Annotated in this window: 10 protein-coding genes; all 10 read right to left on the reverse strand. The window is 33.5% G+C overall.

Annotated features, from left to right (window positions below):
- Positions 1 to 2: 2 nt before the first annotated feature.
- The 10 genes from EG814_RS16505 to EG814_RS16550 all read right to left on the reverse strand — a co-directional run bounded on the left by EG814_RS16505 (position 3) and on the right by EG814_RS16550 (position 14106).
- The gene (locus tag EG814_RS16505; protein ID WP_235830995.1) at positions 3 to 3356 is read right to left on the reverse strand and encodes a SusC/RagA family TonB-linked outer membrane protein; all 3354 of its coding nucleotides are present in this window, start codon (positions 3354 to 3356) and stop codon (positions 3 to 5) included.
- Between the two features lie 16 nt (positions 3357 to 3372).
- Positions 3373 to 4482, reverse strand: coding sequence for a FecR family protein (locus EG814_RS16510; protein WP_125723001.1), 1110 nt, complete (start codon positions 4480 to 4482; stop codon positions 3373 to 3375).
- Between the two features lie 66 nt (positions 4483 to 4548).
- On the reverse strand, positions 4549 to 5148 hold the full coding sequence (locus tag EG814_RS16515; protein WP_125723002.1) for an RNA polymerase sigma-70 factor: 600 nt from the start codon (positions 5146 to 5148) through the stop codon (positions 4549 to 4551).
- Positions 5149 to 5780: 632 nt separating this feature from the next.
- Positions 5781 to 6389 (reverse strand): hypothetical protein, encoded by a 609-nt coding sequence (locus EG814_RS16520; protein ID WP_125723003.1) that lies wholly within the window; start codon positions 6387 to 6389, stop codon positions 5781 to 5783.
- Positions 6390 to 6992: 603 nt separating this feature from the next.
- Positions 6993 to 8342, reverse strand: a complete 1350-nt coding sequence (locus EG814_RS16525) for a DUF3526 domain-containing protein (protein WP_125723004.1) — start codon at positions 8340 to 8342, stop codon at positions 6993 to 6995.
- Position 8343: 1 nt separating this feature from the next.
- The gene (locus EG814_RS16530; protein ID WP_125723005.1) at positions 8344 to 9795 is read right to left on the reverse strand and encodes an ABC transporter permease; all 1452 of its coding nucleotides are present in this window, start codon (positions 9793 to 9795) and stop codon (positions 8344 to 8346) included.
- A 5-nt stretch (positions 9796 to 9800) separates the two neighbouring features.
- A complete protein-coding gene (locus EG814_RS16535; RefSeq protein WP_125723006.1) occupies positions 9801 to 12254 on the reverse strand; it encodes a TonB-dependent siderophore receptor in 2454 nt (817 codons plus the stop codon).
- Positions 12255 to 12281: 27 nt separating this feature from the next.
- Complete coding sequence (locus tag EG814_RS16540; protein WP_125723007.1) at positions 12282 to 12977, reverse strand: ABC transporter ATP-binding protein; 696 nt, start codon at positions 12975 to 12977, stop codon at positions 12282 to 12284.
- Between the two features lie 208 nt (positions 12978 to 13185).
- Positions 13186 to 13503, reverse strand: a complete 318-nt coding sequence (locus EG814_RS16545; protein ID WP_235830996.1) for a hypothetical protein — start codon at positions 13501 to 13503, stop codon at positions 13186 to 13188.
- Positions 13504 to 13674: 171 nt separating this feature from the next.
- The gene (locus EG814_RS16550; protein WP_125723009.1) at positions 13675 to 14106 is read right to left on the reverse strand and encodes a DUF1810 domain-containing protein; all 432 of its coding nucleotides are present in this window, start codon (positions 14104 to 14106) and stop codon (positions 13675 to 13677) included.
- Positions 14107 to 14346 lie beyond the last annotated feature (240 nt).

Consider the following 14346-nt stretch of genomic DNA (forward strand, 5'->3'; position numbering starts at 1 on the left):
TCTTAAAATTTAGCATTAACTCCCAGCGAGATTGTTCTTGCCTGAGGATAAGTAAAACTGTATTCTCGAATTCCGTTCATTCCTTTTGGACTATTTTCTTTGTACCAGTATAAAACATTTGTAGCATCAGCAAACACAGAAAGATTATCTAAGAATGTATTTTTTATAGGTACATTATAACTTAAATTAATATTGCTGATTTTAATATAAGTCGCATCATATACATATTTACTTAAATTAGGATATTGAGTAGAAGATGTTACAGCAGATTGTGTAACAACGTCTCCAGGTTTTCTCCAGTAATCGTAAGCGTTTACGGAAAGATTTCTATTAAATGTGTTTGAGTATTTATCTATCAATATATCTGATGCTAAAAACTCACCTCCAATTTGATAATCACCTCTAATAGATAAACTTAAATTGTTGAAAAAGGTAAAATTATTATAAAAACCACCATAAGCATCTGCTTGTTTATCTCCAATAGGTACCCAATCAGCCACCGTATAAAGGTCACTATATGTTTTGGAGTCATATATTTTTCCATTTTTTTCTACAAGATCTCTACCAGTTGCAGGATCTACACCAACCCATTTGATTCCCCAAATTGTACTGTTACTATATCCAATTTTTTGTGCTAGAGCTAAGTTGGCCTGAGAATAATCACTTCCTAAACCTTTTAATTCGGTCACTTTACTGTCTATAGTAGAAATATTGAAAGCCGTTGTCCATTTAAATGCATCTGTTTTTATCCATTTTATTCTTGTAGTAATTTCCAAACCTTTGTTGTACATACTTGCAGCGTTTAATTGCAAAGAATTGTAACCAGTTTCAGTAGGAATTTCTCTCGTCGTAATCAGATCACTTTTATTGTCGTAGTAATATTCTACAGTAAGTTCAACTCTTTTTAAGATATTAAAATCAAAACCGGCATTAAACTTTGTGTTTTTTTCCCAGCTCAAATTACCGTTTGGCGCAAATCCTGTAGTTGCCCCAATTCCTCCATTGTACTCGTTTGGAGAAATATTATATAAACCTTTAGATCTGTAAGAACCAATTCTTGAGTTTCCGGTTGTACCGTAGCTGGCTTTTAATTTTAAGAAATCAATCCATGATGCAGAATTTAAGAAGTTCTCATTAGTGATAATCCATGCTGCTCCAAGTCCACCATTATGTGCTACATCGGTATCATCACCAAAAACAGAACTTTGGTCACGACGATAGTTGGCTAATAAATAATAACGTTTTTTATAATTATAATTTACCTGTGAAAACAAAGAAACCCTCGAATTGTAGCTAATTTCACTTCTATAAGATTGTCCTGCTTTAGATTCGTCTACATTTGGGGTAGCTGGATTATCATCTCTTATCGCGTCAGTAATTTTATTGATTGTGTTCGGATTTACGAATCCAACACCCGAAGAATAATCAAAATTGGTTTTATCCTCACTTAATTCAAAACCTACAACACCATCAATAGCATGATTTTCTGTAATATTTTTATTGAATAATGCCTGACCTTGCCAGTTCCATTTTGTTGAATTTCTTTCATTCAATAATCTTCGGCCCCAAGCTGGATATAAAATGCCTCCAAGCGTAAAAGAACCACTAAACTGGCCACTTTCATTAGCAGCAGAAAAATATCTATCTTGATCTTTATCACTATAATCCATACCAAAAAGAGTAGAAAATCGGATATTATTATTAAGCTTATAAGATAAATTTAAACTTCCTAAAAGACCCATTGTCTGCGTTTCATTTTTATTTTGCTCTATAGCAGCCAGCGGATTTCCAGCTGTAGCACCGCTCACGCCTAAATTTGCAAAAGAACCGTCTTCATTGTAAGGAGTAAGTGTGGGAAGATAAGCAAAAGCATAAAAGATATTTGGAGCATCTTTTTGTACAAAACTAGGATTCAGCATTAAATTGATATCCCATTTGCCAGAGCTGTAACCCAAATTAATTCCTGCATTTAGCTGTTTTGTTTCATTTCCCATTTGAGGTTCGTCAATTTTTGTATAACTAATATTGGTTCGGTACGAAAATTTAGATGTAGAACCTGACACATTAAAGTTATATTTATTGTAAATACCAGCTTTATTTAATAAATTGAACCAATCTGTATTAGTACCGTTGTAGGTAATTGGAACATAATTTGTTGTTGTGTTTCTTAAATATTCGTTTCGAATTTCTGTATACTGTTCTCCGTTCAAATATTTAATTTGATTAATAGCAGAAGAAACACCCAGTTGGTTAGAGAAACCAAATTGTGTTTTTCCTTTTTTTCCTTTTTTCGTTGTAATCAAAATCACGCCATTTGCACCATCTGCACCATAAATACCAACTGCTGCTGCATCTTTTAAAATAGAAATACTTTCAATATTTTCTGGTGCAATTTTCATTAACGGATTTGCAAGATTCTCTGCATAAATTCCAGACCCATCAAAACTACCTCCATCAATCGCATATTCTTCACTCATCACCACACCATCCACAATTATAAGAGGTTGCGATGAAGTTCCAGTGATTGCTCCGGTTAGAGAAGACAATGTACCTTGACCGCGAATATTAATTTTTACAGGGCCACCTATACCAGAAGTATTTTCTACCAAAACTCCGGCAATTTGTCCTGTAATCATTTTATCAAAACTTTCAGAGGCTTGCTCAACGGCAATATCTTTTGCTTGTAATGTCGAAATACTTCCAACAATTTCTTCTTTCAATTTAGTTGTTCCATAAGAAGAAGTAATTATAATTGGATTTAGCTCATCTGTAGCTTCTTGAAGATAAAAAACAAAATCTTTTTTCGCGTCTGCTTTTTGAGATTGAGTTTCCATTCCTAAAAAACCTGCTTCAAGAATAATATTTGAAATATTATTTCCATTTAACTGATAGACAAATTTTCCATTAAAATCGGTAATAGCACCCATTCCAGTTCCTTTAATGCGAATAGAAGCACCAGGAAGCGGCTGTCTGTCTTTTGCACTGTAAACAGTTCCTTTTATAACGCGCTCAGTTTCTTGAGCAGCGTCATTAGATCTGTTAACACGACTAGCATCTGTAAGCAAAACCTGTTTTTTCTGAATGTAATAGGAAATATTTGTGTCTTTTAATAATTGCTTTAAAACAGTTTCTAATGTTGCATTATTAATATCTAAATCTGCCAATTGTTCAGCATCAATTTTTCTAGCGTTGTAAATTATTCTAAAATCACTTTGTTCTTCAATAGATTTTATGATAGAACTAATAGGCTTATTTTTAACATGTATGGTTATTAATTTATTTTGCGAAAAACCTTTAAAACCGGATATAAGGAGGGCTAAGAAAAACAAAGTTTTTCTTAAGTTATTGGGTATCATTAAAGTCATGTTTTATTTAGTTATGGAAAATTGGCGTAATTGTAATTGTTTTTTGTTTAATAGAATAATTAAAAGGCGTGTCACGTTTTAGCAGATCTAAAATGTTTTCGACACTAGATTCGCTAATTTTAATAGTACCAGTAAAACTCTGTCTGGCCAAATCAGAATTTTCGTTGATAATCTCAACGTCGTAGGTACGCTGAATAATTTTAGCGATTGTAGAAAATGGGGTGTCATTAAAAGCAAGTTCGCCTTTTGTCCAGGCAGCATAAAAGGTAGGGTCAACTTCTTTTAAGACCAGTTTTTTTGAATTATTTTGCCACGTTGCCATTTGGTTTGGCTCCAGCAAAATAGCGTTAGAAGGATTAATAGCTTCAGACATTCGGATACTTCCTTCAATTAATGTACTGTTAACTGTAGGATTTTCGGGATAAGCGCTCACATTAAAAGTTGTCCCGAGAACTTCAATATCAGCCTGATTCGCATGTACAATAAACGGATGGGTTTTGTCTTTGGCAACTTCAAAAAATGCTTCACCAGTTAAGTAAACATTTCTATTTCCGTTTAAGCCAAATTGTTCTGGATAACGCAAAGTTGTTCCCGAATTTAAACTCACAACAGTACCGTCTGAAAGTTTAAGCTTGAAACGTTTTCCGTACGGAACCGAAAGTGTATTATAAATTACTTTCTCATCCTGAACTTTACCAAAGTAAATAATTTGCGTCGGAAATTTTTTGGCAACCAAATCGCCTTTGTCATTTAACAAAGTAGTCTCTGTTTTTCCTGAGAAATATTCCAGACGGCCGTCGCCTAATTCTAGAACAATTTCTTTTGGAGTTTCAGACTTGCTGTTAAATAGGTAAAAAGTCGTTCCTAAACCCAGAAACACTAAAAAAATCGCAGCGTACTGTAAATACGTTCTGATTCTGTTTTTTGGTTTCATCTGGATTACCGGAACAGTTTCAATAGATAAATCAGAAGATAGAGTGGTCAATGCCCAAATCTTCTTCGCTTTTATAAATTGTTCCTTGTTTTCTTCTGATGCTTCGATCCAGTCAAAAAGTGCCTGAACTTCTTGCTCTGAAGCTTCATTAGAAAGGTATTTGTTTATTATTTCCGATGTCATATATGCGTTTTAAAACTTCTCGCCATTATAAGTACACTTCAGAATTAAAATACCCTACCTTTATTCTTAATTATTATAAATAAGGATAAAAATTAAGAACAAATAATCGGATAATTTCGTCTTTAAAATCTTCAAAGCCTTTGTCATATGGGCTTCTACAGCTTTTAAAGAAACGCCTAATTCTTCTGCGATTTCTGCATTTTTTTTATTTTCAAAGCGTTTTTTAATAAAAACTTCTCTGGTTTTTGGTGGCAAATCACTGATAGATTCCTGAATTATACGTTCTAATTCGGTTAATTCTAAAGTGTCAAATTGGATCGAATTTAAAACTTCGATATCCAATTCTCTTTCTTTGTGGTTTAAGAGGTCATTTTTGAATTTATCCTTCACTTTATTATGACGAATTAAATTCAAGCATTTTGATTTGGCATACGTAAATAAGAAAGCTTGGATTCCGTTAACAGATTCTACATTTTCTTTATTTTGCCAGAGGTGTAGTAAAGCTTCCTGAGCTAGATTTTCAGCTTCGTCCTGATCATAAATAAATTGAATGCTGAAAGATTGGATTCTTCTAAAATATTTATCGTAAAAAAACTTAAATGCAGTTTCGTCGCCTTCCTTAAAGGTGTGAAAAAGATCTGATTCGAAACGGGCATTATTATTCATTAAACGAAATTTTGGAAAAAGCAATATTAAAGTAAATTTTAAAAAATACTCAGTTTTGCTCAGAAAGCGGCAAATATAAAAGTTTATTTATATTAATTCTAAATAAAATAAAATTATTGAATGTTTCTCGAAAAATTATTCAGAAAAGGTTTGGTTTGGCTTTTTTTAACGCAAAGGTCGAAAGGATTTTTTCATATGCTGAATGTATAAAAAACGCAAAGTTCGCAAAGCTGTGTGGAATACGTTTTTGTGATTTTTTTGTGAATAATTTTTTTTCTCGCAGATTTAGCAGATTTAGTAGATTTTGTTGCGGTTGAAAGATTTTCGCAGATTTTTAATCCTTTTAATCTTTTAATCTTTTCCAGATTTATGCGGATCTTTTTTAATCTCAATAAATAAACGCAGAGTAAAGAAATTTTAGGAGATAGAGCAGATTTTGCTGCAGTTAAAAAATCTGCGTAAATCTCCTCATCATAATAAAAATTAAATATTCTGCTACATCTGCGTGAAAAAAAATCTAGATAAAGAGTAAAATAAATAACCGCAAAGAACAAAAAAATATCGCAAAGTAAACAATGAGAAATTTCTTTGCGAACCTTGCGTAAATCTTCACGTGCTTAGCGGTTAAAAACCTAATTCAAAATCAAATCAATATTTTGTGATAATCTTTTTGCCAATTCGGGCTTTGTGCTGTGGTTTAAAATCCAGCGAACCAGTTTTCCGTTTTTTATAATTTCGTCTTTAGAATAAATCATGTTATAATATTGAGGAGAATCTAAAGGCAGCTTAGTGTATTCGTAATAATAGCGGGATTGTTTTAAAGAAGGATATTTAGTTTCTAAGTAATCATTTAAAGTAAACGAAGGATCTTCTTTGTATAAATCCTCAGTAAGAATCGGAGTAATTGTAATACTCTTTATCGTATTTTTTAAATCAGCATAATCTTCTTTTGAAGTCGAAAAATCGGAAGATTTAAGTTTTTCTTTTTGAGATAATTGACGGATAACAGAAAGACGAAGATAATCGCCATTTATTTCTGTTACTTTAAATATAAAGTAGTACCGCTGCGTGCTCTGACTTCCGTTTGAACCTCTTTGTTTACTAAAGATAAAACTTCCTAACTGCAATTTATGCTCAGGATTGTTCATGTCTTTTTTCCATTTATACGGATTATAAACGAATTGCTTAAGAGCATAAAAAGCAATAATTAGAAGTAAACCAGCGATAAGAATTTTTTTCATGTTTTTTAAACTTAGTTAAAAATACTAAATGAGATTTTATTTTACCGCAAAGTGCGCAAGGATTTTTTGATATGATAAGTCTAAAAAAACGTAAAGTTCGAAAAGCTTTAAGTAAAATAAAAATTAATTTGAATTGCCTCCAGCTTTAGCTGTAGGTGAAAATATAGAATTAGCAATGGCTTTAGCCAAATGGTGAAGTTTGGCTAAAGCCCAAATAGCCATCCATTTTAACCTCCAGCTAAAGCTGGAGGCAATTGATGATTTTAACATCAGAATTTGAAAACATAGCCAAAGGTTTCAACCGTTGGTACATAATGCATAGTATAAAAATAAATAGCCACAGATTATTAGGATTAAAATGATTTTAAAAATCTGCTTTAATCTATGTAATCTGTGGCTTAAAATATTTAGGCATTTGAGTTTTCGTCATTACGCAAAGCTTTTATAGACAAAGCTTTGCGTCCCGAAGTTTCGGGATTGCATAAATCTTCGCGCACGTTGCGGTTAAAAAATAATTTAAACAGTCAAAAGACTTGTTATAAAAAGATTTCCCAGCCTCCAATTAAATGAACTTATATCACTTATATGGTTTAAAAAAAAAAACTAAACAGTCTTACGAGTAAAATTAAACCATCCAAAACCAATCAAAAGCAAATTGAAAAGCAATAGCGGAACAAAAGCCTTCGCAAAACTTATTTTTGTGTTATCGCTAAAAGTCTCTACTTTAAATTTCTCCCAGTTTTCTGCATTGACAGGAGCATTATCAAATATTTTTGGATAGAAATACAATCTCAGTTTTTCGTGAAATTTAGAAGTTTCCTTTAAAAATAAAAGCTGATTTCCTAAATCGGCATGAGCAATTTCATTCAGTTGCAATTGAGTGTGCAGTGTCGGAATAAATTGTGCAATGCTTTGACTGGCAAGGTTTCGCTGTTGTAATTTGCTTTCTAATTCTCGAGATTGCACAGCCGATTCGTCGTCGCCCATTTGCTGCATGGCATAATACCAAAGCCAAGTGAATTCTTTGTCTGCCGGAATTTTGTACGTTCTAAACTGCGGATAATGTTTGTAAAACTTCTCCATAGTTTCATTTTTGTCCGTATCCCATTTTTCATGGTACGCATTTCGCTGTTTCAAAGTCAGTTCTAAAGCTTCTGGAACCTTATATTTCGTAACGATATAAGCATTGATTCCAGCTGGAACAATAATAATTAGAAATAACCATATCGTTAGCAAAATGACAGCATTAAAGTTCGAATGCTTTTGAAGTGAAACAATAAAGAAACAAACGGCAAACCAAAACAGAATGTACAAAATACCAAGTCCGTAAAAGACAAACAAAGAGGTATCGAATGGAATATTTAAGAATAAAACCGCTATAAAAAGCAAGATACTAAGCAATGCGATAAGACTTAAAATCCTAACATAGAATAGTTTTAAGATGTAGAAAAAAGTATTCTGGCTTTGCGTTGCCACAATTTTCCAAGTGCCGCTTTCTTTTTCTTCAGAAATAAGATTGTAGGAGAAAGCAATAATCAAAAGCGGGAAAAGATAAATAAGAACAAAACTAAAATCAATATTTCCAGCCAAAAGATTGTTCGGATTATTGAGTTCAGCATCATATTTCTGACCTTCTAAACCGCGAATAGTTACATTTTGAATGGATGGATTAACATCGCGTTGTCCGATGGCTAAACTATTTATAGGCAGTGTTTTATTGACTAACGAAAATTTGATGTAATACAATAAAAGTCCGATTTCGTCTTTATGAAATGCCGCATTTCGGGCAATATGTTCTTTCTGATAAACCCTTGCTTGTTCGATAGTGTGGATTTGTTTATCCTGAAACTGTTTTCCGATCAATAAGCTGATAAAACCAATACAGAGTAAGAAAAGCAAACCAATCTTAGTGCCTTTTGATCTAATGAAATTTTTGAATATTAATGATAACATATTAAATGGCTTTAAGTTTTTGAGCTGCAATTCGAATTAAAATAAAAAGCAGCGTAATCCATAGAAAAATAGAGATGATCGAGATGATTTCGTTTTCCAGAACTGTTCCGATTTTTTTAGGTTCATAATGAAAATCCTCAACATCTGCCCAGTGTTCCTTGCTGATTGAATAAGGTTTATCTCCCGCTGAAGGCTTTTTATTACTAATGTATTTGATCTGCAAAGCGTTCATTTTTTGTGCCATCATATAACGATAATCTTCCGCCTGCTGCTGAAAATCGACATAAGATTCATAATCGGTATTCGATAATCCCATTGATAGATTTTTCATTGCGATATAAGGATTCAAAAAAGAAACGGTTTTAGAAAAACTATTCTGTTTTTTGTACACCTGCAGTAATTCAGCTAAATGTTCATTATAAATTCTAGAACTTATTTTTTCGCCTTCCGTCATAATAAAACCAGAATAATTGAACGGAAGTTTCTGTACGGAATCAACCTTATAAGCGCTTAAGAGCGAATCTTTTATCGCTTTATAATGCGGATCATTCGGATTATGGCTGTCGCCTTGTTTTAAAATATCTTTCTCAATATCGCTAGTAAATTGGATTTTAGAAGGCGCTTCATAAATATAAGCTCCAATTGCTTGTGTAGTTCTTGGCAATATAATGGTAAAAAGCAGCCAAATGCCAATAAGTGTGATCAGTGCTTTTTTGGAAGTTTTGCTAATAGCCGAAACTAAAACAGCAATTACGCAGAAAAATAAAAGATAAACCAAATGAAAAAGCACAAATAAAATCATTTTAAAGGTTTGATCTGCCGTAATAGAAAAGTCCTGAAGCAACAGCCAAACGAATATTAAAATAACAATAGCAGGAACAAAAAGCATCATAATAACACTTGCAATTCCTAATGTTTTTCCAATTAAAAGCTGTTTCCAGTTGATTCCCTGCGTTAAAAGTATTTTTAAAGTACCATTTTCGCGTTCGTAAGCAATCGAATTAAAACCCAGAAAAAAGATCAATAAGGGCAGTAAAACCTGCAATACTAAAGCGATGCTGATTTCGCCAAAGCGGAGCATGCTGTTAGAAAATCCAGCTTCAGAAAAATTGGCTGTATTTTGTTTGTGCGCTTCCAAAAAAATGGCATTACCAAAAAAAGGTTCCATTCCAAATTCGAAAACGCTTAAAGGCGTACTTTTTCTAAAGGCAAAATTCCCGTAATGCGCCATTCTATGCGGATTCTTATCTGGATTTTTCAACCAGTCTTCTCTCGATTCATGCTGGTATTTTTCGCTGGTTTCGTTTTGGCTTTTATAGTTTTCCCAACCCGAAAATGTGGCGTATAAAAGTAAAATGCCTATAAAAAGCGTGATGATAAAAACAGCGGTGTTTTTAAAAACAGAATGCCTTAAATGTTTGGCAATTAAAAGTTCTGAATGTAATATATTCATATAAATTAGAATTTATAAGTTACGGTAAGGCTTGCATTTCTTGGGCTTCCAGGAAATAATCTCAAATAATTCTGAGCACCTAACCAATACGTTTTGTTGAGCAGATTTCCTGCGTTTACAGCAATTTGTATATCGCTGTTATTAGGTTTGTAATAAAGCGCAGCATCAAAAATGGTAAAATCAGGAAGGGTAAAATCTCTAGTAAACCAAGGCACTTTACTGCTTTGGTACTGCATTCCGAATCCAATTCCGAAATCGTCTAGAACAGAATCTGAAGCAAAATTGTAGCGCGTCCATAAATTGGCGCTGTTTTTTGGCGTATTTTGTTTTCTTTGCCCAATTAATGAGGCGTCTGCATCATTTGTAATTTGAGCATCGATGTAACTGTAAGAAACATTAATCTGCCAATCTGGAGTAATATATCCAGCTAAATCACATTCGAAACCACGGCTTCTTTCTGAGCCTCTTGTCACGAGTAAATCTGGATTTGCAGGATCATTTGCATTCATTAAAATATTGCGCTGATTGATTTCGTAAACGGCAGCATTAAAGCTTACTGTATTATTAAGAAAAACAGCTTTTACGCCAAATTCCTTTAAATCACTTTCTAAAGGCTTGAAAAGACTTCCGGCAGGCAGGCTTCCCGTTTGCGGCATCAAAGTAGTAGTGTTCGATTGTGGCTGATAGCCCTCAAGATAAGTCGTGTACACATTTACTGCGCTGTTTACGGCATAAGTAACGCCAATTCTAGGCAATAAAGCCGATTTTTTAACGGTCAATTCATTACTGGATTTGTAATTCGTTATATCTTCAAACCATTCGCTCCTTAATCCCAATAAAAAACGAAACTTTTCCCATTGAATCTCATCCTGAATATAAACCGCATTGGTTGTCGTTAGAGCAGAAGGAAGCGCTGTACGGACATTTAGAATATAAGATTCTGAATCTCTTAAAGCGTACGAAGGATTATTCAAATCAAAGAAATTGACATTTGGTTTTGGCAAAACAACACCGTTTACTGTAACGGTCTGATAGTTGGATGCATTTGCAGGAACAAAAGAACTGGCTACAGTACCATCATTCAATAAATAACCTCTAGCGGCATTTTGTCCGCCTCCTAGATTTTTATTCCAGCTGCTTAAATCGTAACCTGTCAATAATTTATGATTGAGTTTTCCGGTTTTAAAGTCAAAGTTGAAATAAGCGCTCAAATTGTCAATATCCCAATATTGTTTGCGCTGCACATACTGCATCATAGCCAAACTTGTAACAGGCTGATTGTTCATATCTACTGCAAAGCCATTTGTGGTACGATGTTCTTGAAGATCTTCTGTCCAGGTTTGTTTCATATACGAGGCATTGAAACCAATTTTCGACGAAAATTTATGAGCTAAATTCGTCATCAAAATCATTTCTTTCGACTTAAAATAATCGCCAGAAGCAGCCAGATTCAAGCTAATAGGCGTTTGTTTTAAATTGGTTACACCAGCAACGGCACCGAAAATAGGCTGTCCGCGGTCCAATGTTCCTGTCATGTCGCTCAAAATCAGTTCGGTATTAATTGCCGTTTTTTCATTCGGAACATAACTGAACGAAGGAGAAATTAGAAAAGACTTATTATTTACAAGATCACGAAATGATTTTGCTTCTTGATAAGCTCCGTTTACGCGGTATAAAAGCGTTTTCGATTCGTTTAAAGGTCCTGTAAAATCTAAAGTACCGCGAATTGTGCTGAAACTTCCAACCATCAGACTCACTTCTTTGCGATCGGTTGCCAAAGGTTTTTTGGTGACCATATTAATGCTTCCGCCAGGATCGACAGAAGAAAACGTAGCGCTAGACGGCCCTTTAATCACTTCAACACGTTCAATATTGCTTGTTAAAGGTTGCAGGAAATAATATTGTCTAGTACGCATTCCGTTAATAATCTGGCCTTCTTCATTTTGACTAATGCCTCGAATCGTATATTGATTGTAAAAACTTGATGGAATAACACCACTTGCCATTTTAACAACATCGGACAGATAAATAGCGCCTTTATCGGCAATTAACTCTTTAGTAATGCTAGAAATAGACTGCGGAATATCTTTATTTAAAGAAGCTGTTTTGGTTGCCGAAAACGAATAATCGCTGTTATATTTTCGCGTGGAGCGCCCAACAATTTCAACAGTTTGCAGTTCGTTTCGATCAATATTTAATTCAATGTTTAAGAAATCGGAACTCGATTTTATTTGAATGGTTTTAAAACCCGTTGCAGAAATTTGAAGCGTTCCCTGACCTTCCAATGAAAAAGCTCCATTGTGATCGGCTGTGGTTTCTTTATTCGAATTTAATAATTGAATAAGAGCATTCGGAATCGGCTCTTTAGTTTCTGCGTCAATAACTTTTCCATTCCTATTTTGGGCATGGATATAAGAAAAACTGCTTACTAAAAAAAGTAATGAAAAAACATGTTTCATGTTATAAAATGGAAATCTAGGTTTCCTTTAAACCGTTTGTAAGTACAAATTTTCTAGTTCATTTGCCGATATTTTCTCGGCTTCAATTACGGTTACCAAGTTTCCCTGTTTCATAATTCCGATATGAGAAGCCACTTCACGCGCTCTAAAAATATCGTGAGTAGCCATTAAAATCGCCGTTCCGTCTGCAGAAAGCTCTTTTAAGATCTGAGAAAATTCGTTAGAAGCTTTAGGGTCTAAACCGCTCGTAGGCTCGTCTAGCAAAAGTACTTTTGCTTTTTTAGCAATGGCAATCGCAATGCCGACTTTCTGGCGCATTCCTTTAGAATAACCGCCCAAATTCTGATGGTGCGCTTTAGGTTGCAATCCAGCTTTGTTTAAAAAATAGGTGAGTTCTCCTGTAGAGTATTTAAAACCAGCGAGAGAAGAGAAGAATTTTAGGTTCTCTAATCCAGTCAGATTTGGGTAAAGCATTACTGTTTCTGGAATGTAAGCAACAAATTCTTTCGTTGTTTTTGCATTCAGTGTAACGGGTATATCGTTGATTTTTAAAGTTCCATCTGTTGGTTCTATAAAACCTAAAAAGAGATTAATTGTAGTGGTTTTTCCAGCACCGTTTTGACCTAAAAGCGCGAATATTTCGCCTTCTTTAATCGTTAAATTTAAAGCATTCAAAGCAGTATGATCGCCATATTTCTTGGTCAGATTTTCAGCTGTTAGCATAGTGGTATTTTATTTGGATTAAATATTTGGAAATAATAATTCAGATTTCAGAACATACCGTATCCGGATGTCTGAAATTCTTTTGTTCTTGAAAATTAAAGGGAAGTCTACAATTGATTATCCGCGAAAGCGAAGTAAAAAAAATACAAAATGTTCTTACTCTTTATACTGAAAGCGAAGTGTTTCTAAAAGATATAATTAAAAGTGACTACAATAGAGCAGGAGGTGCCCTTAAAGCAAATAAACTGCCTTTGAAGAATGTGGAAACCGACTGTGTAAAAACATATAATGGTTTAACAGTTAGTTCTATTTTTTGAAAAACTACCGTTTGAAAAGTACTAGGAATATAAGCGCTGAAAGCGAAATGACAAATATCGCATTGGGCATCGGTTGAGTGATGATGCGTTATTTCCTTCTGATTTTCACTAGTATGGTGCTGGCAAGGTTTTTCTGAAATCTGTTTGATAATATGTTCATAGGAATGTACGGTCTGAAACAGCATTGAGGCCAATACTATTAAAGACATTAAAAAATTAACAACGATAATTTTCTTTTTCATTCCTGATTTTTTCTGTACGTTTTTTATTATATTAAAACGCAACAGTGTTGCAAAGGTACAGATCTTAAATTTTAAAATCTACAAATATGACGATAATTTAAATTTAATAACCTACAAAAGCCTTATTTCGCGCCCACTTTACAGGTTACTGTATAATAATTGCAACGTATGAAAATCGGTTGAACCGTCAAAATGTTTGTGAAGAACTTCTTGAAAAACAGATTCTGTATTTTGAACGCTAGCAAACAAGGTCATACAAGATTGGAGTCTTTCTACATCAAGACTTTCAAAAATATCAGATACATTTTCTTCTTTTTTAAAGAGTTCTGAAGTAATTTCTACAAGATGTTTTCCTAAAATGGGATGTTCTAGAAAAGCAATTGCTTCGTCTGCATTTTTGATTTCGTAAAATTTAGATGTATCGCTTGAACCCATTCCTTTTATCTGCGGAAAAATAAACCACATCCAAGGAGATTCTTTTTTACCATTTTTGATTTCGTCCAGAGCAGTTAAATACAATTTATTTTGAGCGTCCAGAAAACGAAGTAATTCATTGTTATTGTAAGCCATTATTTACGATATTAATTTGGGGATATCAGGTCATAAATCTAATTAAAATAAGTTTACTTGTATGTGATCAAATCTTTTTTTTAAAGTCATTTTTAAACATTTTAAGCAAAATACTTTAAAGAGATGATTACAGGCAAAATAGCGTAAGGGAATTTTGTATTAACAGAAAAAATTGTACTAATAATATATTTTATTGTTATAAAATCAAGTTTTTATTGGTTGTTGTGTTATGATTTTCCT

It is taken from the genome of Flavobacterium ustbae (genome assembly GCF_003946915.1).
Lineage (GTDB): Bacteria > Bacteroidota > Bacteroidia > Flavobacteriales > Flavobacteriaceae > Flavobacterium > Flavobacterium ustbae.

Excerpts from the sequence above, each read along its gene's own strand:
- EG814_RS16530 (WP_125723005.1), bottom strand. The coding sequence starts at position 9,795 with ATGAATATATTACATTCAGAACTTTTAATTGCCAAACATTTAAGGCAT.
- EG814_RS16505 (WP_235830995.1), bottom strand. The coding sequence starts at position 3,356 with ATGATACCCAATAACTTAAGAAAAACTTTGTTTTTCTTAGCCCTCCTT.
- EG814_RS16535 (WP_125723006.1), bottom strand. The coding sequence starts at position 12,254 with ATGAAACATGTTTTTTCATTACTTTTTTTAGTAAGCAGTTTTTCTTAT.
- EG814_RS16515 (WP_125723002.1), bottom strand. The coding sequence starts at position 5,148 with ATGAATAATAATGCCCGTTTCGAATCAGATCTTTTTCACACCTTTAAG.
- EG814_RS16550 (WP_125723009.1), bottom strand. The coding sequence starts at position 14,106 with ATGGCTTACAATAACAATGAATTACTTCGTTTTCTGGACGCTCAAAAT.
- EG814_RS16520 (WP_125723003.1), bottom strand. The coding sequence starts at position 6,389 with ATGAAAAAAATTCTTATCGCTGGTTTACTTCTAATTATTGCTTTTTAT.
- EG814_RS16540 (WP_125723007.1), bottom strand. The coding sequence starts at position 12,977 with ATGCTAACAGCTGAAAATCTGACCAAGAAATATGGCGATCATACTGCT.
- EG814_RS16545 (WP_235830996.1), bottom strand. The coding sequence starts at position 13,503 with ATGTCTTTAATAGTATTGGCCTCAATGCTGTTTCAGACCGTACATTCC.
- EG814_RS16510 (WP_125723001.1), bottom strand. The coding sequence starts at position 4,482 with ATGACATCGGAAATAATAAACAAATACCTTTCTAATGAAGCTTCAGAG.
- EG814_RS16525 (WP_125723004.1), bottom strand. The coding sequence starts at position 8,342 with ATGTTATCATTAATATTCAAAAATTTCATTAGATCAAAAGGCACTAAG.